General features: G+C 69.9%; 22 protein-coding genes. 8 read left to right on the top strand and 14 right to left on the bottom strand.

The window, feature by feature from the left end; translation table 11 throughout:
• Window positions 1-92: 92 nt before the first annotated feature.
• The 6 genes from ACIRJP_RS34045 to ACIRJP_RS34020 all read right to left on the bottom strand — a co-directional run bounded on the left by ACIRJP_RS34045 (window position 93) and on the right by ACIRJP_RS34020 (window position 2,661).
• Window positions 93-1,127, bottom strand: coding sequence for a DNA cytosine methyltransferase (locus ACIRJP_RS34045; RefSeq protein ID WP_404182768.1), 1,035 nt, complete (start codon window positions 1,125-1,127; stop codon window positions 93-95).
• Window positions 1,127-1,558: a hypothetical protein gene (locus ACIRJP_RS34040; RefSeq protein ID WP_404182765.1), complete on the bottom strand. Its 432-nt coding sequence runs from the start codon at window positions 1,556-1,558 to the stop codon at window positions 1,127-1,129. The genes ACIRJP_RS34045 and ACIRJP_RS34040 overlap by 1 nt, the downstream gene beginning before the upstream one ends.
• Window positions 1,558-1,833, bottom strand: a complete 276-nt coding sequence (locus ACIRJP_RS34035; protein WP_404182762.1) for a hypothetical protein — start codon at window positions 1,831-1,833, stop codon at window positions 1,558-1,560. Before ACIRJP_RS34035 ends, ACIRJP_RS34040 begins: the two co-directional genes overlap by 1 nt.
• The gene (locus ACIRJP_RS34030) at window positions 1,830-2,099 is read right to left on the bottom strand and encodes a hypothetical protein (RefSeq protein WP_404182759.1); all 270 of its coding nucleotides are present in this window, start codon (window positions 2,097-2,099) and stop codon (window positions 1,830-1,832) included. Before ACIRJP_RS34030 ends, ACIRJP_RS34035 begins: the two co-directional genes overlap by 4 nt.
• A gap of 86 nt (window positions 2,100-2,185) precedes the next feature.
• Window positions 2,186-2,326 (bottom strand): hypothetical protein, encoded by a 141-nt coding sequence (locus ACIRJP_RS34025; protein WP_404182756.1) that lies wholly within the window; start codon window positions 2,324-2,326, stop codon window positions 2,186-2,188.
• 5 nt (window positions 2,327-2,331) lie between these two features.
• Entirely contained in the window at window positions 2,332-2,661 is a 330-nt protein-coding gene (locus ACIRJP_RS34020) for a hypothetical protein (RefSeq protein ID WP_404182753.1), read from the bottom strand.
• Window positions 2,662-2,962: 301 nt separating this feature from the next.
• Here ACIRJP_RS34020 and ACIRJP_RS34015 point away from each other — a divergent pair, with 301 nt between their 5' ends.
• The 6 genes from ACIRJP_RS34015 (at window position 2,963) to ACIRJP_RS33990 (ending at window position 10,158) form a co-directional block, all read left to right on the top strand.
• Window positions 2,963-3,148 carry a hypothetical protein gene (locus tag ACIRJP_RS34015; RefSeq protein WP_404182750.1) on the top strand — a complete coding sequence of 62 codons (186 nt, stop codon included), beginning with the start codon at window positions 2,963-2,965 and terminating at the stop codon, window positions 3,146-3,148.
• A gap of 22 nt (window positions 3,149-3,170) precedes the next feature.
• Complete coding sequence (locus ACIRJP_RS34010) at window positions 3,171-4,877, top strand: DUF2637 domain-containing protein (RefSeq protein ID WP_404182747.1); 1,707 nt, start codon at window positions 3,171-3,173, stop codon at window positions 4,875-4,877.
• 193 nt (window positions 4,878-5,070) lie between these two features.
• Window positions 5,071-7,404 (top strand): TraM recognition domain-containing protein, encoded by a 2,334-nt coding sequence (locus ACIRJP_RS34005; protein ID WP_404182744.1) that lies wholly within the window; start codon window positions 5,071-5,073, stop codon window positions 7,402-7,404.
• Window positions 7,404-8,066 carry a hypothetical protein gene (locus ACIRJP_RS34000; RefSeq protein ID WP_404182741.1) on the top strand — a complete coding sequence of 221 codons (663 nt, stop codon included), beginning with the start codon at window positions 7,404-7,406 and terminating at the stop codon, window positions 8,064-8,066. Before ACIRJP_RS34005 ends, ACIRJP_RS34000 begins: the two co-directional genes overlap by 1 nt.
• A gap of 107 nt (window positions 8,067-8,173) precedes the next feature.
• Window positions 8,174-9,106 (top strand): ParA family protein, encoded by a 933-nt coding sequence (locus ACIRJP_RS33995; RefSeq protein ID WP_404182738.1) that lies wholly within the window; start codon window positions 8,174-8,176, stop codon window positions 9,104-9,106.
• A gap of 2 nt (window positions 9,107-9,108) precedes the next feature.
• On the top strand, window positions 9,109-10,158 hold the full coding sequence (locus ACIRJP_RS33990) for a hypothetical protein (RefSeq protein ID WP_404182735.1): 1,050 nt from the start codon (window positions 9,109-9,111) through the stop codon (window positions 10,156-10,158).
• A gap of 70 nt (window positions 10,159-10,228) precedes the next feature.
• Here ACIRJP_RS33990 and ACIRJP_RS33985 read toward each other — a convergent pair whose 3' ends face one another.
• From ACIRJP_RS33985 to ACIRJP_RS33965, 5 genes are all read right to left on the bottom strand, one after another.
• Window positions 10,229-10,672, bottom strand: coding sequence for a hypothetical protein (locus ACIRJP_RS33985; protein ID WP_404182733.1), 444 nt, complete (start codon window positions 10,670-10,672; stop codon window positions 10,229-10,231).
• A gap of 78 nt (window positions 10,673-10,750) precedes the next feature.
• Window positions 10,751-15,808, bottom strand: coding sequence for a MobF family relaxase (gene mobF / locus ACIRJP_RS33980; protein ID WP_404182730.1), 5,058 nt, complete (start codon window positions 15,806-15,808; stop codon window positions 10,751-10,753).
• A 964-nt stretch (window positions 15,809-16,772) separates the two neighbouring features.
• Window positions 16,773-17,264, bottom strand: a complete 492-nt coding sequence (locus tag ACIRJP_RS33975) for an HNH endonuclease (RefSeq protein ID WP_404182727.1) — start codon at window positions 17,262-17,264, stop codon at window positions 16,773-16,775.
• 137 nt (window positions 17,265-17,401) lie between these two features.
• Window positions 17,402-18,310: a hypothetical protein gene (locus ACIRJP_RS33970; protein ID WP_404182724.1), complete on the bottom strand. Its 909-nt coding sequence runs from the start codon at window positions 18,308-18,310 to the stop codon at window positions 17,402-17,404.
• The gene (locus ACIRJP_RS33965; protein WP_404182721.1) at window positions 18,307-18,939 is read right to left on the bottom strand and encodes a hypothetical protein; all 633 of its coding nucleotides are present in this window, start codon (window positions 18,937-18,939) and stop codon (window positions 18,307-18,309) included. The genes ACIRJP_RS33970 and ACIRJP_RS33965 overlap by 4 nt, the downstream gene beginning before the upstream one ends.
• A gap of 253 nt (window positions 18,940-19,192) precedes the next feature.
• On the opposite strand from ACIRJP_RS33965, the gene ACIRJP_RS33960 reads away from it, so the two are divergent.
• Window positions 19,193-19,864 carry a hypothetical protein gene (locus tag ACIRJP_RS33960; protein ID WP_404182718.1) on the top strand — a complete coding sequence of 224 codons (672 nt, stop codon included), beginning with the start codon at window positions 19,193-19,195 and terminating at the stop codon, window positions 19,862-19,864.
• A 12-nt stretch (window positions 19,865-19,876) separates the two neighbouring features.
• Complete coding sequence (locus tag ACIRJP_RS33955) at window positions 19,877-21,238, top strand: competence protein CoiA family protein (protein WP_404182715.1); 1,362 nt, start codon at window positions 19,877-19,879, stop codon at window positions 21,236-21,238.
• Here the strand turns inward: ACIRJP_RS33955 and ACIRJP_RS33950 are convergent.
• Genes ACIRJP_RS33950 through ACIRJP_RS33940 form a run of 3 tightly spaced genes read right to left on the bottom strand, consistent with a single transcriptional unit; the run spans window position 21,218 to window position 23,483 of the window.
• Window positions 21,218-21,961, bottom strand: a complete 744-nt coding sequence (locus ACIRJP_RS33950) for a nuclease-related domain-containing protein (RefSeq protein WP_404182712.1) — start codon at window positions 21,959-21,961, stop codon at window positions 21,218-21,220. The genes ACIRJP_RS33955 and ACIRJP_RS33950 overlap by 21 nt on opposite strands.
• Window positions 21,958-22,350 carry a hypothetical protein gene (locus tag ACIRJP_RS33945; protein WP_404182709.1) on the bottom strand — a complete coding sequence of 131 codons (393 nt, stop codon included), beginning with the start codon at window positions 22,348-22,350 and terminating at the stop codon, window positions 21,958-21,960. The genes ACIRJP_RS33950 and ACIRJP_RS33945 overlap by 4 nt, the downstream gene beginning before the upstream one ends.
• Window positions 22,350-23,483: a hypothetical protein gene (locus tag ACIRJP_RS33940; protein ID WP_404182706.1), complete on the bottom strand. Its 1,134-nt coding sequence runs from the start codon at window positions 23,481-23,483 to the stop codon at window positions 22,350-22,352. Before ACIRJP_RS33940 ends, ACIRJP_RS33945 begins: the two co-directional genes overlap by 1 nt.
• Between the last annotated feature and the right edge of the window lie 64 nt (window positions 23,484-23,547).

Here is a 23,547-nt window from a genome sequence, read left to right as displayed (position 1 = left end):
CGCACGACGGCGGAGCTCAAGCGGGTATCGGGAAGGCCGTGCCATGACTCGATCCTTTCATGAAATCGAGCCTCTACTGAAACCGGGGCGGTTCACTTCGCCGGCATGAGGATCGCGGGGAAGTCGGCGAAACGCCGCCGGCACCGTTCCGCACGGGCCATCGACGACCGTGCGAGCGGCCCGACGAACCCGTCCTTGAACGTCTTGACCGGCTTGTCGCCGATGCGCGTGCCGAGATTGGTGAGGTCGAGCGCGGCCAGCGACGGCGTCATCGGCGGCACGACGGGGCGGCGGCAGGAAGGGCACCGGTACTCGTACTGCTTGCCGTACGTCACGGTGCCGCTCGGCGGGATGCCGGTCTTCCACGTCCAGACCGCCTCGATGTCCTTGTCGCAGCGCCCGCAGTGCGACACCGGGCGGTGCTCCAGGTCAGGCATCGGCAGGGACTTGTCGACGAACACCCAGTAACCGCGGTCCCGGGACTGCGGAACGCCGAAGAACTGGCTGTTGAGGTACAGGACCTTGTGCCGGTAGCCGAGCAGATCGAACTGGTTGAGCCACCACCGGTAGGTCGAGCCGTCCCCGACCTTCTGGCGCCCCGGGAGCGCGGGCCCCCATGAGGTGAGCTGGGTGGTGCACTCAACGAGGATGAGCCGCGGGTGGTGCTTGCCGGCGTACTGCAGGACGCAGGTCGCGGTGGCCCGGTCCCGCTCGGAACGGGTGACACGCTCCTCGTAGTCGGGGTCTTCCAGCTCGAACAGTGCCAGGCCCTGCTCGTACGCCCTGTTCGTGTTGGCAAGCGAGTGGTTGACGCAGCTGACTCCGGCGGCCAAGAGGTCAGCCGGGGGGAGGTCGCGGGCGGAGTGGTAGTCGGAGGACTCGGGGTTGACCAGGTCGGCGATCCAGTGTTCGGCCTGGGGGTGGTTCGCTTCGTGGACCTCGACCTTGTACCGCTTGTGGTTCGCGGCCATGATCGTGTCGAAGCCAGCGTCCTCAATGCCCTTGGTGAGTCCGCCGAAGCCGCTGAAAAGGTCGACTGCGGTGTACCCGTCGTGGCGGAAGCGGCGGCGCCTGACGGCCGGCCGGTGGGTGGCGGTGCGCGTCTGCTGCATCGTGCGGCGGGCCATCAGAAGCCCTCCTCGTCGAGCAGGCGGGCGGCGGTGCCGTCGTCGAGCTGCAGGCGGACCCGGGCGACCAGTTCGGCCGGCGGGATCCACAGCCCCAGCTGGCCCCGCTCGTGGGGGACAGGCAAGGGCAGGGGGGTCACGTCCGTGAGGACGTAGTGGTAGTGGCCGGGCAGGGACCACGGGGTGCACTCCCCGTCGTCGGCGTGGCAGTCGACGATCCGGGCGACGGCGATCACGGCGCGCTGGTCCAGTTGCAGCCCGCGGATCACGGCGGCCAGCGGCGGGTGCTTCCTCGCGGCCCTGTCGATCGTCGCGCCCGAGTGAATCAGGACGGGACCTCGGTACGACCAGCGCTGAACCCGGTTCTCGATGTTCTTGCCCGCGTAGGCGATGGCTCCGGCCCACGGCTGGCGGACAGTCAAGGCGCGCATCAGCCGAACACCCCCGCGAGAGACCGTCCGATGCTGCTGAGCAGGAGGACGAGCAGGACCGCGATGATGACGGCGCCGCGGCCGGTGGACTTGACGACCTGGACCGGGTCCAGGGGGAACTTGATCGCGATGCCGACGACGGTGAGGGTGTAGGTGATGACCGCGGCGCCGATGATGTTCCCGGCCCCGGCCTGGATGTCGAGGAGCAGGATCGTGGTCAGCACGGAAAGGAACACCGCGGTCCAGGCGGCCTTGTGCTCGCGGGTGATGTTCACAGGGACACCGCCGTGCGGGGCAGCGGCAGGTCGGCCCGGATGGCCGTAACGGCCTGCAGGCACTTCCGCATACGGGCCGCGGCCAGCTCGGGGTGCTCGCCGTACTCGTGGGCGGTCTCGGACAGCACGACGGCCTCGCCCTCGGGGCCGAGGCGGTCAGCGATCTCGCTGATGGTCTTGATGGTCTGCTCCGGGTCCGCGATGTCGATGCGGACCTGAGCGGCGAACAGATACGTGGCGAGAGTGATGGTCAGACTGGAGCGCACAGCGTCCTCCGCAGAAGAGTGAGGGGATGCCGGCCCCGGGCGGGGGCTGGGCCTTCTCCGCCCGGGGGCCAGCAGTAGAGGGCTGATCAGCCGTTCTGGGGCGACCCGGTCTTCCGGCTCGCCTCGATGGCGGCGCGGCGGGCGGCGGCGCGCTGAGCGTCAGCGGCGGCCTCCTGGGCGCGGCGCAGTGCGGCGGACGCGGCCGGGTCCTGGATGGTGGCGGCCATGGCGGTCAGCCGACGAGCGCGGTGAGGCGCGAGTGGGGGCGGACCGGCTCGGTGGGCGGCTCCTGGCGGCCGTCGCGCTCGTGCGGCTGCGGGCGGACCGGCAGCGGGGTCCGGGGCTCGTGCACGGGGTTGCCGCAGATCGCGACTCCGGTACGGGTGACGACGCGCTCGAAGTCGCGGCAGTCGCGGCACTTCGGGCCGAACCGGCCGACGACCACGAGGCGCGGATCGGAGATCAGCGGAAGGGCCGGCTGGCCCTCCGGCGACAGACGCAGTGCGGGCAGGTCGTCGACCGTGACCGTGGCGCCGGGGATGAAGCTGAGAGAATTACGCACGGAGATCCCTCCAACTAGGGGTGTCCCGATCCGGAAGGCGGTTGCAACGCCTGTCCGGAGGCTGAATCCAGGGCCTGCAAGCCCTGGCTGGAGAGGGGTTCCGGGGCCTGCAAGCCGCCGGGGCCCCTCTCGCTCTTCCATTAACCTCCCCCCTAGCCAGATTGTCAACATCCATGGATTCCCAATTGCTGGAATGTTGGCAAGCATGATTCCTGGCAGTACAGTTGTCGGGCAAGCAGGGAAGCCAACGAAAGGTCATAGGGTGCTCGCAACATTGGAACGACCCACATCAGGAGTCACCGTGCCGCAGCAGAGCGAGCCGCAGGAGCCTCAGACCCCCGAGTCCGAGGAGCGCGCCAACTTCTCCGCCCGTGTCCGCGTATCCGTCCGCAGGCGCGCCAAGTTGTACTCCGCCGGCCACGACATCAATCTGCAGGACCTGGTCGACGCAGCCCTGGACGAATACCTCACCCGCCGCAACGCCTGACCAGAAACGGGAGTTGACCTACATGCGCCACCCCCAGGCCACGGCTGCCGGGCCACCCGGTCCAGCGGTAGCCGCCCAGACGGCACAAGCGCCGTCGTGGAAGCAGCTCAAGCAGCCGGGCCCCCTTCGCCGGGCCGTCACCTTCATCGTCGTGGGCACCGTGCTCATGGCGGGGATCGGGTTCTCCGGCTCCTACGACGCGGTACAGAAGCTCGCGGACGACCTGGGCTTCGGCTGGTTCTCCTACGTCCTGCCGATCGGCGTGGACGCGGGAATCGGCGTGCTGCTCGGCCTCGATCTGATGCTGACCTGGCTGCGGATGCCGTTCTCGCCGCTGCGGTACATCGCGTGGCTGCTGACGCTCGCCACCATCGCCTTCAACGCGGCCAGCGCCTGGCCGACCAACGGGCCGTGGGACTGGCGAGACGTACTGGCTGCCGGAATGCACGCAGTGATCCCGCTGCTGTTCGTCATCGTCGTCGAAGCGGCCCGGCACGCGGTCGGCCGCGCGGCGGACATCGTCGCCGACCAGCACATGGAGAAAGTCCGGCTCACCCGCTGGCTGCTCTCCCCCGTCCCCACGTTCAAACTGTGGCGGCGGATGAAGCTGTGGGAGCTGCGGACATACGACGAAGCCATCTCCGCCGAGCAGGCACGCCTTGTGTACCGCGCCAAGCTGCAGGCGCGGTACGGCCGGAACTGGAAGAGGAAGGCACCGGACGAGGTGATGATGCCGCTGCGGCTCGCGGCGTACGGCATCCCGCTGTGGAAGACCGGGCCCCCCGCGCTGGAAAGCGTGGGAATCCAGATCGACATCGAGCTGCTGCGTCCCCGCGCCCTGCGCGAGCTTCCTGCGACTGACGACGACACGATCGTGGACGCGGACATCGTCGAGGACACGGTCGAACAGCCGGAGGAGGCAGAGGAAAGCCCGGCCGTTGCGGAACTGCCGGCCGTCGAGCAGGCTCCGGAGCAGCCGGTCGCGCCGCAGATCGAGGAACTGACCCCGGAGCAGCACTACGTGGCGTTCCACCAGTACGTCTCGCAGTACGGGGGCTTCCCCACCGCGGACCAGCTGAGCACCCATCTGGCAGGCGTCTACGGGCGCAGCGTCCAGGGGCCGACGGGCCTGCAGGCCCTCGTTGAGCGGTACAACACCGAGGTGTACGGCCCGGCGGTCAGCGCCCCAGTGCCGGCCGAACCGTACGGGCCGGAGCACCGCTACGGCGACCCGGTCACCACCCCTTACACAGAGCCGGTCGTGCAACGTCCGGAACCCGTCGAGCTGATCAAGCCGGACCCGGCACCGTACGTAGAGCCCGAGCAGCCCGTCGCTGCTCGGCAGTACGTCGAGCCGGTCGGCCACCCGGAGCCCGCTCCGCGCGTCGAGCCGGAGCCGCTCGTAACCGAGAAGACGGCCGCGTCGATTCCTCAGCAGTCGGAACCTGTTGCCCCGGCCCGAGGAACTGGCCCGGCGCGCGTGCAGGCCAAGGTCGACGATGCCCCGAACGAGGAGCAGCCGGTACGGCCCAGCCGCAGCGGCAACACTCGCGCCCAGGTAGCTGAGATCTACCGGGGCCTGTCCGATCAGACCAAGGCACTGCGGGGACGTCCGCTGGCCCAGGCGATCGTCGAAGCGAGCGGCGAGACCCTCAAGTTCGACACGGTCCGCAGGACGCACATCTCCGACGACCTGCTCGCCGAGTACGAGCAGGGGACCGGGGAGTGATCCGCTGTCCACAGGCCCGGTTCCGCAGGATTGGCGGACCGAACACGAAGGTGTCCGGTGCGGCGGGCAGTCTGCGCAGGTCATCCCGCCTGGCGGGGAAGCTGCGCACCCGTGCGCTGTAGGTGCGTAACGATCGGCGGTAACTATGGCGCGCTTGTCAGTGCAGGAACGTATACAGACAGGAGTGGCCCCGGTGCTATCTGAGCTTGGCGGCTACAGCACCGGGGCCCTGACGAAGGAGACCTTCGTGGAGAACAACAGTAAGGCCAGCATCCAGCCCGACTCGACCTCGGACGACTCCGCAGCAGCGGCTGGCCGGAAAATGCAGGAACCTCGGAGCCCGCTGTTCAACGAGGCGCGCATTTGGCGGGGGCCAGGAGTGCGCGTCACGGCGTTCGCCGTACCCACCACGTTCCTCGCGGCCGGAGAGGTTGTCACCCCCGCTGACAGTCCCTCCGACGCAGGAGACATCGTCGGCACAGTCCTCGGGAACCTGGCCAACAGCGTCGGCTCATTCTTTGCCGCGCAGCCCCTCCTGGCGACCGGAATGACGGTCGGACTGGCCGGCGCGGGCTACATGTACATGACGAACATGGACTTCGGCCGCGGGACCGACGGTTTCGCGGACAAGAAGCGGCTCAAGAAGCAGATGACGCGCGGCCCGCTGGTCAAGAAGCGCGGGGTGCTGCGGCCCAGTCTCGCGGATGTTCCCGCCCGGAAGGTGCCGACCAGCGCCGTCGGCTTCTACATCGGGCGCGACCGCAAGACCGGCCTGCACCTGTACGCGTCGATCGAGGAATCCTCCCTGATGATCGCCCCGATGGGCGGGGGCAAAACGGCCAAGCTGGGCAACTGGCTGCTGGACGCGGTGGGCGCGGTGCTGGCGACCAGCTCGAAGTACGACATCGTCGAGCTGACCGAAGCGATCCGGGCCCAGGTCGGCAACATCCTGATCTGGAACCCGGAAGGTCTGGCCGACCGGTCTTCGAACATTGCCTGGGATCCGGTCATCGGCTGCTCCGACCCGCAGCTCGGCGTCGAGCGCTCCAAGCGGCGGGCCAAGTCCCTGCTGGAGGGCTCCGATTTCACCAAGGGCATGGAGAACCGGAACTTCTGGACCTCCAGCTCGTACCGGGTGCTCAAGGCGTTCATGTGGGCCGCCGACGTCGAGGGGCTGACGCTGATCGACGTGGCCCGGTGGTCGAAGCAGCCGCACCGCTATGAAGCGATCGAGATCTTCAAGAAACACTCGGACATCGCCCCCCGCGGCTGGCAGGACGACCTGGAGCAGCAGCAGAAGGTCGACGGCAAGGCGACGACGCTGGAGAACGTTTTCGGCACGCTGAGCCAGACGTTCATGTTCCTCGACTCCCCTGACATCCAGCAGGTGATCCTGTCGGCCCACCGGCCCAACGCACAGTTCGACACCGAGGCGTACCTGCGCTCGCGGGACACGCTCTACATGCTCGGCAACGACAGCGACGTCGGCGGCATGGGCCCGCTGTTCACCTGCCTCACCAGCGAGGTGTACGCGGGGGCGCGGGCGATGGCGTCCCGCTCGCGCGGCGGCCGGCTGGACCCGCCGATGACGTTCGTACTGGATGAGGCGGCGCTGATCTGCAGCGTGCCGCTGCAGCGTTGGACCGCTGACAGCCGGGGCATCGGCATCACGATCCACGCAGTGTTCCAGTCCCCGGCGCAGATCTACGAGCGGTACGGGAAGTTCGCCTATCAGACTATCTGGGACAACTGCGTGAAGCTGGTCCTCGGCGGCCTGAGCAACGACGAACACCTCGACTCGCTGTCCCGGCTGACCGGCCTGAAGCGGGTCAAGCAGGAAAGCCAGTCGGAATCGAACTCGGGGGGCCCGAACGCCACCTTCAACCGGTCCTCCTCCTACACCTGGGTGGAAAAGCCGACCATGACGATGTCCGACATCATGTATCTCGACCCGGGCGAGATCTTGATGTTCCGCAAGTACCTCGGCGGTCCGGTCGTCGCGACCTACACCCCGGTGTGGGACCGCAAGGACGTCAAGAACATCGCACGGGACAACAAGAAGGGGGCCAAGGCCGAACTCAAGGCGCGCAAGCGCAAGCTCGCCACGGCGCCCGCGGCCCCGGATGCCAGCCCGTGGACGGACGCTCCGGCTCCGGACGTGTGGGGACCGCAGCCCGAAGAGCCCTGGGCACCGTCGGCCCCTGCAGCAGAGGACGCCAGCCCGTGGACGGCGGACCCGGCGGCCAGCGGCTGGAACACCGGTGGCTTCCCCGGCCCGCGTGACCACCTGCGGGTCGTGCCCGGCGAGGTAGTCGAGCCGCCCGCACCCCAGCCGCTGCCGACGAAACCCGAGTTCGAGCCGACGGCCCACCTGGTGCCGGAGCAGACCTCGCCCGTTCAGGAGTCCGGGGCAACGACGGAGCCCGCGCAACTGCGGGGCACCGGCACCGCCGGACCGAGCGAGCCCACCGGCCCGGCCCGGCCCACCCGGCGTCGGCGCAGCGCTGACGAGATGGGGGACTTCTGATGAAGCTCGAACCGGGGGACATGCTCCTCGCCCTGGCCCGGGACCTCTCGGAGACCCGAACGACTCTCAACTCCGGTCTGGAAGACGCCATCACACGGCTGGAGACCCTGGAAGGTCAGGAGTTCGGCGACGCCATCACCGGGCTGCGCAAGGTCATCGGTGACCTCGCCGTAGCCGTCCAGGAGTTGCAGGCCGAACCCGAGGAAGCGGAAGAACCGGAGGGCCCCGGCACGGCCCCGGACTGGACCAACCTCGACAAGAAACAGTGCCGGGAGCTGTGGGAATGGCTGCTGACGTGGTGCGGCAAGGTCCTGCTGCCGGTCTACGCCGGGGACGTCTGGCGGCCCTGCTGGTACCGCCACCGTCAGCTGCGTATCCAGCTGACGTGGCTGTGCGCCTACTGGCACTGGTCGTACGAGAAAACCGCGCCGCCGACCCGGGCCGCGGAGTGGCACACCCGGTGGTGGCCGGCCATCGAGAAGTACATGAAGGAAGAGCTCAAGGACTGCGGGTACGTCAGCGAGAGTCTGCGCGAGCCGGTGCATGTCATCACGGACGATGACGGGCTCACTTACGACGACTTCGCCGACCACGGGCTGACGGAGTGGAAGGAAGCGGACATCGCCCGGCGGCCGGACCCGGAGAAGAAGAGCAGCGAGTAGGCACCAACCCGACAGAAACCGCGGTTGATCCGCCGTCAACGAGCGGCCCGCCCCGTCATCAGACGGAGCGGGCCGCTGTTGCGTGTGCACCCGGTACGGTCCGGGCTATGACTGCACTGCAAGCCCAGACAGTACCTGTGCCGATGCTCGATGTGGATCTCGAATTCCTCGACATCGTCACCGAATGGGACACCAGCACGCCGTTCCACCAGTGGCGGCCCGGCATCGTCGTCCCTGCCACCTTCCGGCCCGCTGCCCTCCCCCGGGTCATCGTGGTCGCCAACCAGAAGGGAGGCGTGGGGAAGACCATCACGTCGTTGGAGTTGGCCCTCGCCTGGGTTGCGCGCGGCCGGCGGGTCCGGCTGATCGACGCCGATCCCCAGAAAGCCGGGTTGACGGTATGGCTCAAGGAAACGTGTTACCCGGCAGACGGGCCCCGCCTCACTCTGCGGGACGTCTTCTACGGCAAGGCCACACTGGCTGAGGCGACGTACCCCACCATCTACAAGGGGCTCTACCTCGTGCCCTCCGAGCCCGACCTGAACGACGTGGAGAACGCCCCTCCCACCAAGGTCCTCAGTCCGGAAAGCCTGCTGCGTGACTCTCTGCGCGCCGATGAAGGCGACTGGGACATCACCATCATCGACTCGGGCCCCAACCTCGGGAAACTCACCGTCGCCGCGCTGGTGGCCGCCCAGGACGCCATCATCGCCATCCAGGACGGCGGCCTGGAAGTCGAGGGCACAGGATCCGTCCTGGAGACGATCCGCAGTGTCAGGAAGCGGCTCAACCCGCAACTGCAGGTACGCGCGATCATCTTCACCGACTTCAAGAAGGACAAGCTTTGCCGCAAGATCGGCAACGCGATGTTCAAGGCATTCCCCGATGCCCTGATCGTCCCGGCGCGGGAGTCCACACAGGCGGGCTGGGCTTCTCTGGCAAAGCGTCCGATGCGTATGTGCGCGCCGGGCGAAAAGCCGGTTCTCGACTACGACCGTGCGGCGGACCTCCTCGTCGCACCCGAGCAGAAGGTGGGCTGAGCATGCGCAACCAGGACGTTGACGATGACGCGTTCGCGAGTCTCAGCGGCGAGGAAAAGAGCGGCGTCTCGGAGCGCACGGACGCCCTGCTCGACGGCCCGACCGATGTCGAGCTGGCCGTGGATCCGGCTGCCTCCGTAATTGCCCTCTCCGCCTCGCTGCCGAAGCTGGAGGACATCGCCCCCGTCGAAGATGACGACACCTCGGAGCTGAGCGACACGGAGAAGATCCAGAAAGGCCAGACCGAGGACGTCATCAGGACGGCCCACGCAGCGGGGAAAGCGGCGGTCTGGGTCATCGGCCAGGGCATCGCTGCCGCCGCGCGAGGCAAGTGGTTCCGCCGCACGCACCCCACCCTGGAGGCATATGTGGCGGACCTGGTGCCGGAGGTCGTGCCGCGTCAGGCCCGTCGCTGGGTAGCTGGTTCACCGCTGGCCCTGGCCATCGCCGCGCGAACGGGAGAGGCCCCGAACGAGGGGCAGATCCGCGGGCTGATCCAGGCCCGGGGCGACATGACGCTGCCCCAGGACCTCGCCCGGGACATGTACGTCACCGTCGAGGCCGTTGCCAAGGAGACGGGGCAGAAGGTCACCGCGAAAGTCCTGGAGGAGTTCCGCGACGTCATCGAGGACGAGAGCACCGAGCTGCCCGCCGGCCCCGAGGAACGCGAGGCCGTCCTGACCGAGTGGGCGCGGGCCTTCTTCGCCGGACCAATTGGTCCGGACTCGTTCGAGACGGAATCGAACGAAGGGGAAGACGGGGAGCCGGCCGACGATGTCCAGGACGCGGAAGTCGTCGAGACTCCGCACCTGGACTCGCTGACGCAGGCACTCGTCGACCTCAAGGCGGCACGCAAGGCGATCAAGCGCGCCACGTTCGAGGGCGCCATCGACGAAGGGGAGCACGACCAGTACCGCGAGCTGGTCACCGCACTACGCACGCTGTCCAGCGAACTCAAGCGGGCTACCGACCGGGCACCGTGGCCCGCCGTGCCGGTCCCCAACCAGGCGGAACACCAGGACAACGAGGAGCCGGAAGGCGCCACGGTCTGACCTGAGCACCACCGAAGCCCGCCCGGATCCGATCCGGGCGGGCTTCGGCATGGTCGGGCACTCTGGGCGGTCACTCGAAAATGGGGCGGTCCTCGGTGCCGGCCGCCGTTGCCCAGTCCACGGTGCGCTTCACTCCGCCGGCGTACCACTCGGACGTGTCCGTCCACTTGTAGCCGTAGATCGCGTCCACGGCGTGCGTACGGATCAGCGGGACCGGGAGGTCGGGGTACGGGTACAGCTCCCGGGAGATCGGGGCCCACTCTCGCTCACCGAGCAGCCATCGGGTGGTGTGGATGATGGCCTCCAGCGCGCTCGCCACACCATCAGGAGACACCCAGATCATCCGTACGTCGCCCGGCTGCAGCGACTGCGAAGCCAGCGCGTCATCTCGGAGCTTCTCCAGCTCACTGCGCGACCGCGCGACGCGCGGCGGCAGGTCCTGCGCCGCGGGCTCCTGGGTCGGCTGGGCCGGCGGCTGCGGGCCGCCCCGGTTCCACCACGATGTCTCGGCCATGTCCGTCAAGGTAGCGGGCTCCTGCGACACAGAGCCAGGAAATGGTGCGGGCCAGCGGGTTGACCGCTGGCCCGGGGCCTACATCTCGATGTCGATGTCGATGTCCGGAGCAGCGGGAGCGGGCGGCTCCGGGGCTGGCGCGGGGGCCGGGGCAGTCGCCGGCTCGGGCGCGGCCGGGCTGCTGCCCGCCGGCTCGACATCGAGGTCCTGCCCGTAGTCATACCCGGCGATAGCCAGCTCCCGGCCGATCCGCTCGTACTCGGCCTCGAAGTTCATACCGCTGTCGCGGCGCTCGCGGTCGATCTCCTCGGCCTTCGGCTGTGCCTCGCGCTCCCGCTGGGCTTCCTGCTCCCGCTGCTGAGCGCGCTGTTCCAGGATCTGCTGCGCCTGGCGCGCCTGTTCCATCGCCTCCAGCAACTCCTGCTCAGCGGAGGGCTGCGGGGCCGGCGCGGGGGCCGGGATCGACTCCGGCTCAGCAGTCTCCGGCGCGACGACGGGGTTGCGGCGCTCCAGCTCGATCCGGGCGTAATCGGCCTCTTCGCGGACCTGCTGGGTCTCGGCGACCCACTTCTCGCGGGTCTCGTGGACCTCCTGGTACTGCCGTGCGCGGTCGGCCATCGTCTCCGCGATGTCCCGGCTGGTCTCAGCCCGGTCGAGGGTGTCGCGCACCAGCTCGCTCGGGTCGATCTCGGCCTGGAGAGTGGGCACCTGCTGGAGAGCCATGGACTGAGCGAGGGCCTGCTGGTGCTCGTTGTAGCCGCCTGCAGTCTGCACCTCGTACATGGTCTTGTTGACCCGCTCCTCGTGCTCGGCCGCTTCCTTCTCCGCCTGCTCCTGGGCACGCAGCTCCATCTGCACGGCCTGGTCCTCGTAGTCCCGGGCCGCCCCGAACGACTTCTTCATGTCGTCGGCGACGTACGGCGGCGCCCACTCCTCCTCGCGCTCCGCACGCTCGACGGACTGGCGCAGGCTCTCCTCGCTCGCGCGGGAGATGTCGGCGAGTTCCTCCGGCACGCCAAGGGCACGCCGTGCCCGCTCCCAGTCGGCACGCGCCTCGACCGCTCCGTCCGGCGGAGCCTGGCCGATGGCGTCGGCTTCCTTGTCGAAGGAGTGCGCCTCGCGGTACCGCTCGATGCGGCCGGCGCGCAGCTCCCAGTCGGCCCGCTTGGTCGGGTCCTCGGGGACGGGCCCCAGGCGGACGATCGCCCATTCCGGCTGCTGCTCCGCAACGCGCTGGCCCAGCCGCTCAGTGCGCTGGTCCATCAGCTCGGCCCACTCGCCCATGAACCGGCCCAGGTCTCCGTCGAGCTCCGGCGTACGGGCCTGGTAGGAGTCCATGGCCTCCATCTGCGCCTCGCGCTCGGTGGCCTGGCGCTGCTTGACCTCGTTGTCCTGTCCGGCGTGCAGGACCTCCGCCTCGACCTGGAAGGCGAACGACTGGCGCAGCAGCAGTTCCGTGTTGAGCGTGTCGTTGGCCTGGGTGTTCGTCTCGGGCACGGGGGTGTCGACCAGCTGCTGCAGCTGGTCCTGGTCGGCGGGCTCGGCGGCTGCGGCCTCGATGACGGCCGTCTCCTGCTGCTGGCGGGCCTCCTCGTCGGCCACGGCGCACAGGACTTCCGTGCCCATCTGGGTGGCGAGGGTCTGCTGCAGCAGTTCGTCCTGGTGCGGGTGCACCCGGGCGGCCTCGTCCGCAGCGTCGAGCAGCTGCTTGAGCTCCTCCGGGCTGGCGGTCGCCTGCCCGGCCTCGATGGCAGCGTCGATCGTCTGCTCCTGGGCGGCGAGGGCTTCGCGCTGCTCTGCCCTCTCCGCGCGGATCTGGTCGCGCTCGACCAGGTTGTAGGCGTTCTTGAGGCGGTGGTGCATCGCCTTACTGGCGTCGTCGGCGGTCTCCAGCTCACGAGACCTGGCGGTGCGCACCAGCAGGTCCTCGGCGTCGAAACCGCGCTCCTCGACGGTGCGGGCCAGCCGCATCAGGGAGCCGTACGCCTCGCCACTGCTGACCCGGGCGTAGTCCTCCGGGCCCAGCGCGTCAAGCAACGCCTTGCCGTACCGCGTCTCGGCATCCTGGTCCTTGACCCCGGACCACACCGGCTCCAGCGCCGCGAGGTGTTCGCGGCGCTCCAGTTCGCCCGCGATGGCCTGGGTGGCGGTCTGCTGCGAGCCGGAGCGCTGCAGCGTCTGGTCCAGCGTCGAGAGGTAGTGCGGGACGTCCTCCTCCTTGATCCCGTCGCCGTCCCGGTGAGTAATGACGTAGGCCCAGTTCCCGTCCTGGCCTCGGGTGAGGCTGACGTACAGGGCCTCGCGGGTGGTCTGCTCGTCGACCAGCGAGTGGCAGGGCCCGACCGTACGGCCCTGCGCGCCGTGCACGGTGGACGCGTAGGCCAGCTCGACGTGCGTCTGGACGTAGGCCGCGGGAAGGTGCATCCGCGATCCGTCCTCCAGCTGCACCATCAGGGAGCCGTTGTCACTGATCCCAGTGACCGTGGCGGTCAGCCGGTTGGTGGCGAACTGGCCGCTCTCACCCTCGATCTTCCGGTCGTTGCGGCGCATCTGGATGACGTCACCGCGGCCGGCCTTGGTCTCGACGCCGTACTGCTGCCCAGTGCGCAGGGCGACACCGTCCTCCTCGACGAAGCCGGCGCGGACCAGGTCGGCGCGGGCGCGGGCGGAGAGTTCGGCGGCCGTTTCGTTGTCCGGCGCGACCAGCAGCGGGTTACGCCCGGCCAGCTGGTCGGTGACCCATCCCTGGTAGGCGCGCTCCGTCATCTCCTCGGCGCTGCCGCCCCGGAACCGGCCGTGCAGCTCGTACTGGGCCAGCGCCTCGCCGTCGCCCTCGCGCAGCTGCAGCGACGCCGTGGCCTCCCACTCGCGGACCTTCATCTCCCCGGTGACGGGGTCGATGTCGCGGAAGCGGCGCACCTCTTCGAGCGTGTGCACTCCGGGCATCTCCTCGGCGAGCTGGCCGAACATCCCGCCCGCGCCCACGGCCGTGAGCTGGTGGTGGTCACCGCTGCCGATCATCTTCGCGCCGTACGACTCGACCAGGGCCCGGACGCGGTCCATGTCCGGGGTGTTGGTCATGCCCGCTTCGTCGACGATGACCAGCGTGCCGGGCGCGATGCGGTACTTCTCCGCGTCGGGCACGTTCTTGCCCGCGGCCATGTCGTCGTGCTTCTTGAGCAGCATGGAGATGTTGGCGACGTTGGTCAGGCCCTCGTCGGCGAGGACCTGGGCGGCGCGCTCACCGCTGGCCAGACCGATGACCTGACGGCCTTCGTGCGCCTCCCACACCTCGGTCAGCGCGGCAAGCGTGTAGCTCTTGCCCGCGCCGGCCGGGCCGATCAGCAGGTCAAGCTTGCGGCCGGACGTCGCCGCGCTGCGGACGAAATCGGCCTGCTTGCCCTTGAGCCCGCGCCGCTCGATGACCGCCTCGACCAGCTCGCTGGGCACCGTGGGGGCGCCGCGCTCGCCTGCGAAGGTGCGCATCCGCTCCTCGGTCGCGATGTGGCGCTCGGTCGCGAACCGGTTCACGTTGTTGTCGGCCGGCTCGTAGACGAAGGAGCCGTCCGCGCGCTGCAGCTCGACGGGGATCTCGACCAGGTGCGGCGCGGTCGCGCAGACCACGCCGTTGTCGGTGGCCGGGTCCAGCGCCTCGTCCGCGAGCCGGTTGAGCAGGTCACGGACCTCGTGGGCCTCCATCCCGCCCAGCGTGTCCGGCAGCTGCCTGTTCAGCTCGACGATCAGGTCCGGGCGGCGCCACGTCGCCTTTTGCTCCTGAACCGCGGCGATGGCGCGCTGCTGGATGCGCTCGGGGTCGAACTCCGTGTACGGGCGGTGCAGGTCGTGCAGCGCGGACTCGTGCTCGACCTGGTCGGGGACGTTGGCCAGCGAGGCACGGAACCGCTCCTGGCTGAACGCCTCCCACCGGTCGAGCAGCTGGTCACGGGTGACGGCGTCGTGCTTCTTCGCCTGCCGCTGCTGCAGCGTGACGTCCTCGGACATCCGGGCCAGCACGTACGGGGAAGGGGCGGTGCCGTACCGCTCCTCGTACGCCTTCGCGACCTCGGCGACCTCGGCCTTGATGGCGACACGGCGGGAGGAGAACCCGTCGCGCAGGTCCTGGTCGATGCCGACGATCTCGCGGGCCTTGCCGTCGGGGCGGGTCATGACACGCACGCCCTCGGTGCGCTCCAGCTCCTGCTCGGCGATCCGCTCGGCAAGGTGGCCCACCTCCTGCTTGTGCACCCACAGCGCGTGGCCGTCGACCGATGCCCAGGTCACGCGCTCTTCGCCGGTCACCGGGTCGATCTCGACGGCCTTGATCTTGTTCAGGACCGTGGCGTGAACGTGGAGCTGCGGGTCATCGTCGCGGCTCGTGTGCTGGGCCCAGGCGGAGACGATGAAGCCCTCGCCCTTGACGTAGCGGCCGGTCGAACGGCCCTCGACCTTCTTCCCGTGGTGACCCAGCCGGGTGTAGCCGGCCTCGTCCTGCATGTGCTCCAGACCGGCCTTGACGCCGACTTTCCAGGCGTCCCAGACCCGGTCCGCCTTGGCGGCGTACCGCTCGGCACCTTCCAGGTCGCCAGCCTTGCGGCACTCCGCGGCCTTCACCTGCAGGCTCGCGTGGTAGACGCTCCAGGACTTCGGCGCGGAGAACGTGAGGTCGTAGTACAGCGTCGCTGACGGTGAGTGCTTCCGGGTGTCCAGCTCGATGGCCTTGACCCGCTCTGGGGTCAGCTCGACACCCGGCGTCTTCGCCTGGGCGTCGCTCAGCGCAGCCTCGAACCGCCGCTGGAAGCTCTTCTCATAGTTCTTCGGGGCGTTCCCCAGCCGGGCGTCCTTCCGGATCGCCTTCTCGGCCTTGGCGTACTCCGGCGTGCCCTCCTCGTGGGGGATCGCCGCAAGACGCTCCAGCATCTCGTCGCGCTTCCGGGGGTCGATCCAGTCCTTGTACAGGTCCGTGAAGACCTCGTTGTCGACCGTTCCCTCCAGGCCCAGCTCGGTCGCACCGACGCCGAGCCAGTAGCCGGGAGGCTCCCCCTGCAGGTCCACGCTCCGGGCGTAGTAGTGCTCAGCACCAGCCGCTACCTCACGGGTGAGGTAGGCGGGGTCTGAACCTGCGGAGATCGAAAGCATCGCGACTCAGAGTAGGCGATTTTCAAGATCATTAACACCCATTGGATCGTGATGCATAGGTGTGAGGGCTTGTGGTCTGTGCATCTAGTTCTACGGTCTGCATTCGGTCTAATTGATCAAGGGGAAAGAAGGGGTCCGATTACCTCGTCCTGCAGGAGGTAAAAAAGGGTTCTACAACGGCGGGATAGGGCCGTCCTGGTTCCTGCTGCGTTGGCCTCCGGCCTTCATTGGCGCGCTCGGCGCGGCGCACAGGTTGTACCGAAATGTGCCGCTCGGCGGCTGAGGGCTGCGCCCACCACCTGGGGCGCGCTGGGGGAAGCCTCCACCGGGCGGTCGTCGCCGGAACGGGGCGGGCGCGCTGGCCACCGGCCGCGCCCTTGCGCTACGGTCGGCACCAACGACTTCGACCCCCGCCGGGCTTCCCGGTGGGGGTCGACTGTTACCAGGCGGCGGGCGCGAGGACGGGCGCCTGCGCGGTTCCCCTCCACCCTCCGGCCGGCGCGCTTGCGCGGCGGCCGGGTTCCCCACCCAACCGGCCCGGCCGACACGGTGCGTGACGAGACTACGGAGCGATTCCCCACCCGCCGGGCCGCGCCCGGGGAACTTCGGCGGACCCGCCGGCGGCTGGGGAAGCGACGAACCCGCGAGCTTCCCCACCGTGGGGAACTCCGCACGAACGTGGGGAAGCGGGGAACTCGGCGAGGCCGGGGAAGCGGGGAGACCCCGGTGAAGTTCCCCCACCCGTGCGGTTCCCCGCCCGCCCGGCCGCAGGGAAGTTCCCCGCCCACCGGACGGTGCGCGGACCGCGCGAGGCGGAAAACCACGTGGGTGGGGAATGCTGCCGCGAGTCGCACGCGCCCGTCCCCATCCGACTTCCCCGCACCCTCGCTCCCCGGCCCGGGCCTTCCCCACCCGCGTCCGGTCCTGGACCAATTGGTCCAGGACCGGACGCGGGCACGTCGGATCAGAAGAGGGCGTCCTGGTGGGCGCCGCTGGGGTGGCCCTCGGCGAGGGCGGCGGCGATGGCCTCGCCCAGGCGGTCAGGATCGGCGGCGGCGATGGCGGCCTGGACCGCCCGCGCCCGGCCCGCTGCGCCCCGTACGTCAGTCAGCGCGTGGCCCGCCAACCTGCGGCGACTGGCGGCGTCGCGGTTGTTGTCGCCCCGGGTTCCGAGGATCCAGTGGGCCGGGTTCTGGCACGGCGGCTCGTCGCAGGTGTGGCGGACGACGAAGCCGCGGGGGATGGAGTTTTCGCCGTACGAGAGGCGGTAGCCGAACAAGTGAGCAAGGACGACGCGGCTCGTCTTGGTGGTGCGCGACCCTCCCCGGAAGGTGCCGTGGGCGGTATCGCTGAGGGAGTGGGTCCACCACCAGCAGTCGTCCGGGCCGCGCCGGAGTACGTGGCTCCGATAGCGCTCGACGGTTTCCCCATCCGCCAGCAGCGTTCCCCAGGGCACCCCTTCCCCGCCCGGGGAAGAGACCAGATCCCCGGGCCCTTCCCCGCCGCTCGGGACTTCCCCACTGTGGGGAAGCGTGCCGTCTTCCCCACCCTCCGGGTGGGGAAGACCGGTGAGTCGTTCCCCACCCGGAGCGCTCACTGGTTCCCCACCCGGGCCGGACCGGCTGCGGTGGGGAAGTCGGCAGGCTGCTCGTAGGTCAGCCGAGCCTGCGTCCACGGCTCCTCGTTCACCACATCGCCGTCGCCGTACGTGAGCGTCACCGAAGTTTCCCCGGCGGCCGGGTCGTACTCCGCATCGGCAAGGAACCGCCACCCCCGCTCGTCCCCGTAGATCCACACCCACGCTCCACCCAGCGCGAGGGCGGGCAGGTCCTTCACCCGGACGTCACGAACCATCGGCCCGGCCGGCGGGGCAAGCGGGCCGGGCCCGTCGTCATACGGGTCCTCGTCGTCCAGGCCGTCCTCTTCGTCGGGCCCGTCCTGCGAGCGGTACTCCGCAGTCGCCTCGAAATCCGGCTCACCCGTCCCGTGGTAGATGACCACGACTCCGTCCTCGTCGACCTCGCTGTACGAGGGAAGGTCCTGGTCGTCGTTCGCGTCCCCGGTGCCGTAGGTGCGCCGACCGCACCCGGGTGCCAGGCAACGGAAGAGGTCTTCGCCCTCCACCAAGATCGGCTCCGTCGCGGTCTCGCACTCAGGACAAGCCGGTGTGACCGACATCACGGATGCCCCGTCGGTAGACAGCTCGACGGCGGCAGCGCCGCCCGTTCCCCCTGCGAGGCCGGTGCCCCGACAGTGGCCGCAGTGCCCGCTGCCGTCGCTGTGCGCGTTGCGGCAGGTGTCCAGCTCATCTCGCACCAAGCGCGTCACCCATTCGAGCTGGCCGGGCTCGATGGGGACCAGGTGTTGCTCGCCGGTGGCCGGGTCGGTGACCGTGACGGTCAGGAGCGCGGTGCCCTCGGGGTCAGTCGGGTATTCGGAGGCCAGCTCGGTGAGCGCCTGTACGAACGCTCCGGCTTCCTGGGGGGTGGTCTGGGTGCTCACGCGGTGGCTCCGTCCGTTGCGGTGTTCGCCGAGAGGAAGGCGCCGGCGGCGGCGCTCGCCTCCTCGCTGGTGTCGTGCGTGAGGCCCTCGGGGGCCTCGGCGGTCTGCCCGTTGGCTGCGGTGGCGATCCACCACCATCCGCCGTCGTCGGGGTGGAAGCTGATGCGGGCCGAGCCGCCGAACAAGTTGACGGTGACGGGTTCCCGGCCGCGGTAGGCGTCGGGGTTGAGGGCGCTGACCGCGTGGGGCCAGCGTTTGCGGGCGCCCTGGCGAGTGATGCCCCAGGCGGCGCCGAGGTCGGGGTAGTTGGCTCCGTGCATGCCGGCGTCGGCCGCGAGGTCGTTCCCGAGACGCTCGGCCTCGGTCCTGATCTGCCGCAGGGCTCGCAGCATTGCCAGGTTCCAGTCAGCCGTCTCGCCGTTCGACAAGGCGAGCGTCTCGGCGATGTTGGGGGACAGGTCGCGCAGGTGGGCCTCGCGGGTCGAGATGCTGCGGACCAGTTCCAGGGCCGCGTCCTCGACGCGCGCGCGACACTGAGCGGCCTGGTCGGCGGTGGGGTCGTGCCACGCGGGGTCGAACCGCTGCAGCAGGAAGGCGTCGATGCGGGCGCCCATGTCATCGGTCGTCATGCTCACCACGATACCCATCCGGCAACTGAGTTACCACGGAAACCGAGTTTCCTTGGCAACTGAGTTAAGGGCTTGTTGTTAGCGCAGAGGCTGATCTGCGGCGGCGCAGCTGTACGGGGCCGTGGCGGGCAGATATGACATGAGACGTCGTAAGCACGGCAGGGGGGTGGTGGTGGGGGTGAGCGACGTGTGGCGGCTGCGCCGGTCTCCGGAGGGGACTCGACGCGCGTGGCGGCAGAGTGAGGAGCTGCAGGTGATCCTGCGCGGCGAGTACGGGCCGCGTTGGTGGGAGATCGCGCCCGCATTCGCCACGCTGCTGCTCGCCATCGGGTTACCGCTGTTCAGTGTCGGCTGGCTGTGGGGCCGGGTCGGCTGGTGGGCCGGGCTGCTCGCCGCGGCGGTCATCGCGTGCGGGATACGTGCGGTGGTGCTGCGCCGGCGGGAGGTCGTGGCCCGCAACCGGCGCCGCGCGGTGCGTTTCACGCTCGACAATGTCGACGCGGCCGACGACCGCGAGTTCCGCCGGATGGTCGGTCGGCTCCTGCGGCGCGACGGGTGGACGGCCAGAGGTGTGCTGGCCAACGACCGGGGCACGGTGCACCTGGTCGGCAACGATTCCAGCGGCCGGCGCATGGGCTGTGCCTTCGAGCGTGGCATCGAGACGGTGGGACAGGACGGGCCTCGTGCTGCTGCCGCGCTGCGCCCGGTGAGCGCGGCCCCGGACGACGACGGGCAGGAGGATCCCGGGGGGTCCGGGCCGCTGCTGCTGGTCGTTTCCTCCGGCTCATTCGCCCGGGACCGGGTCGTATGGGCCGCACGCAGCGGGGTGCGGCTCGTCGACCGCGGCCAGCTCCTGCGCTGGGCGGCGGGGGAGAACCTGCGCGTACTGCTCGACCTGGACCGACCGGCCGCCGGGCCAGAGTAGGAGGGGGAACCTGTGACTCTGAGCGCTGTCCATCCCGACCGCGGTCGCCTAGATGCCACCCAGCCCGATCTCGGCTGCGGCTGGACGTGGAAGGCCATTCACCGGAAAGGCGAACCCCTCGCCTGCCCCCAATGCGGGCACGGCCTCCACGCCAAGGAGTCGGCTCGGGGCCTGCGGTTCTTCGCGCATGCCCCCGGTTCCCCGATGTGTGCCCTGGCTGGGGAATCCCTGGCGCATCACCTCTTGAAACTGGAGCTGGCCACCGCGGCCCGCAAGGCCGGGTGGATGGCTGAGTTAGAGATCAGCGGCCCTGGCGGCGGCTGGCGAGCGGACGTCCTTGCGTCGGACAGCGGCCGGCGGATCGCCCTGGAGGCGCAGTTGGCCGCCATCACCGTGGACCACATAACCGCGCGCACAGATCGGATGGCGGCGGACGGGGTCCGCTCCTGCTGGTTCAGTGACCGGTCGCGCGTGCACTGGCTGGGTGCTGTTCCCTCCATGCGGCTGGTCCGGGATGACACGGCCGGGCTGGTTACCGCTGAGGGGCTCGCCGGGTTCTCCCAGCCTTATTGGGAGGCGGAGGCGCCCGTGCCTCTGGACCGGTTCCTCGCCCGACTGTTCACCGGCAGCATCCTCCGCCACGTGCCACATGCGCGCATGGCGCCCAGGACCCGGTCCCTGGGCACGGTGTGGACCAGCGCGGAGGACGTCGAGAAGGAACGCGCCTACGTCCAGTGGAGCGAGGAACGGCAACGAATGGCCGAGCAGGCCCGCCGGGAGCAAGAAGAACGGAGGCAGAAGGTCGCTGGGTGGATACGGGACTGGGAGCGGAAGTACGAGCCGCAGCGGGAGGCCCGTCGTCAGGAGGAGGACCGGCGCCTGGAGGCGGAGGAGCGTCGGATGTACGCGCGGGAGGAGGCGCGGAGGCTAGAGGGGTGGGCAAGGACCGATCACACCCGGGTGTCCCTGTCGCTTCACTCGGCTCGGCTCCCCGGCATCCAACAGGCAATGGTCGGTCTCGCCGAGATACACGGAGTGCCCGTGTCCGTGGGGTGGAACGTCGGAAACGAACGCTACGCGTGCGGCGTGCCGCTCGTGGATGAGGAGGGGAGCCTGCTCGGGGTCTACGACCCGCTACCGCCGCACCCATGGAGCTGCACCCTGACCTTCCTTCGAGACGTCGGTGCCCTGTTGGTGTTCCCCACGGAGGACCGGCGGGCCCGCTTCGCAGCCCTGCTCCATGAGGAGGACGTGCTTCTGGAGCACTGGACGGGCGTGGTCGAGGGCTGGCAGCAAGGCACAAAGAAGGGGCCCGGCGATACCGGGCCCCTCATCGCTGTCGTAGTGCGGTCGTCAGCTCCCGTGCGGCGGTAGACGCTGCTCGGCCAACTGCTCCACGGCCGTGACCCGCGCGGCGTCCCATCCGTGCTGCGCAGGAAGCCCGGACAACATCCCGCGCAGCTTCTTGGCCTCGATCACGGTGACGCCGTGCAGCTCGGTGCGCCCGCGCGGCGCGGGGACCTTCGCGCCGTGGACGGCGAGGATCGGGCGAACTGGTACCCCCAACGCCTTCGCGGCCTGCTTCGCCTCCCACACCACGGTCTGCAGGGCCCGGGTCTGGTCGTACCGGCCGTAGCGCAGCAGCCCGCCGGTGATGGTGATGCGGGACTTCTTCGACTGCCAGTTCTTACTGTCGACCAGCACCACGCCGAACGCTCCGGCGACCAGGTGGTCGAGGTTGGCCTTCGACCCGGGGATGGCCCGGTCGTGCAGTACGGCGTAGCCGCGCCGGGCGAGCGGTGCGAGCAGCCGGGCCGTCGACTGCTCGCCGGCCGCGCCGGACATCCAGCTGTTGCGCTGGCGGCGGTAGATCTGGCGGATGCCGTACGCGAGGACGGCGGCGCCGACCAGGGCGCCGACCTGCCACACGGTCACGGTGGCGGCGGCCCCTCCGACGATGGCCGCGGCCACGGCGGTCAGCGGTAGTGCCCACTTCGCGCGGCGGTGCTGGGCGGCACGCTCGGCGGCGCGCTGTAACTCGCCCTGGCGGCGGGCGCTGGCTCCAGCTCCGCCGCGGCGACCGGGTGTGGTCGTCATGTCGTCCCCTCCTGTGGGTCCTGGTCCTCGGTGATGAGAGTGGTCTGCAGGTGGCCGCGGAACTCCAGCCGGTGCATGAGCAGGGTGCGCGCCTCCTCGCGGCTGACGTACAGGTTGAAGTCGTCCCCGGCCCGGCGGACCACGTCGGCCACGCTGACGAGCATGATCCGGGGCGCCCGCCAGTCGTCGACCTTGCGGCCCCAGCACTCCCGTACCGCCGTGGTGATGGCCCAGTCGGTGGCGTAGAGCAGTTGGCGGCGCCGGTGATCGGCGGCGGTGCGCCGAGCGTGCTCGGCCCGGTACTCCTGGATGCGGTGGCGGGCGTGCGGCAGGACGGCGGCGAGCGGGGCCGCGCAGGTCACGGCGGCGGTGAGTAACGCGGTGGGCATTACGGCCTCCTCCGGGTCTGGTCCTGGAGCTGCTGGCGGGCGGTGTCGGCCTCGGACTGGGCGGTCCGCTTCTCGGTGAGGGCGGTGTCCAGCTGCTTGCGCAGCTCGTCGAGTCGCGTCTCCAGCTCGCCGGCGCGGGTGCGGTAGCCCTCGGCATCCTCGCGGACCCGGGTCAGGGCGTCGGTCAGCTCGGTGACGACCTTGTCGGCGGCGTCGACCCGGGCCTTCGCCCCGACCGTGGCCTTGTCGGCGGCCTCCTGGGCTTCGGTGGCCCGCTTGTCGGCGGCGGCCGTTGCGGTCGCGGCGTCGGTCTTCGTCTGCTCGGCGTCGGCCTGGGCCTGGGCGACGGTCTTCTTCATCTCCTCGACCTGGCGGTCCGCCTCCACCTGCGCTTTGCCAGCAGTCTCCTGGGCTTCCTTGACTCGCCGGTCGGCCTCGGTCTTGGTGGCGGTGGCCTTCTCCTCGGCCTCCTCGCGGGCCTGCCGGATGGCCTCCTCGGTCTCTTCGCGGACCTGGCGGATCTCCTCCTGCACGGCGGCGACGTCGGCCGCTGCCTGCTCGCGGACCTGCCCGGTCTCCTCCTCGAAGCGGGTCGTTTCCTCCTCCAGCTCGGCGATGGCGCGGTCGGCGGCCTCCTGTGCTTCCTCGGTCTCGGCGCGGGCGAGGTCGCGCTGGCGCACGGCGGCGGCCCGCTCGGTGCTCGCGGTGCTCGCCTTCTTGCGCCACTCGGCAACCTGCTGGTCGGCAAGCGCGGCGACGGCGGTGACCTCGGCCTCGGCGGCTTCCGGGTCGGTGACGGTCTGGAGCAGGTCGACGTACCGCGCCAGCTCCTTCTGCAGCTCGGAGACCTTCTGCAGCACGGTGCCCTGCACGATGCCGGCGGTCCGGGCGGCGTCGGTGACGACGCGGTCGGACGGCTCCTCGGCGGGCGCGGTCTTCGTGCTGGTGGTCTTCCCGCGCTTGGCCCGGTAGGCGCTCATGGCGTTGTGATCAGGGTCGGAGCAGTATTTCGGCGCCCGGCCCGGGGCGTTGGGGTCCTTGGGGACCGGCGGGGCGGTGCACCCGGGGAACGCGCACTGCGGCGCCTCCTCGACGGTGGCCTCGGCGGTCTGCTCGGTCGGCTGCTCGCTCATCTGGGAGAACTCCTACGGGGCGGTGCGGTCGGTACGGCGCGCTGCGGTCGACAGCGTGCCGTAT

It is taken from the genome of Streptomyces sp. NPDC102437, assembly GCF_044765565.1.
Taxonomy (GTDB): domain Bacteria; phylum Actinomycetota; class Actinomycetes; order Streptomycetales; family Streptomycetaceae; genus Streptomyces.
Note: the sequence above shows the minus strand (reverse complement) of the source record. Positions and strands in the feature narration are given on the sequence as shown.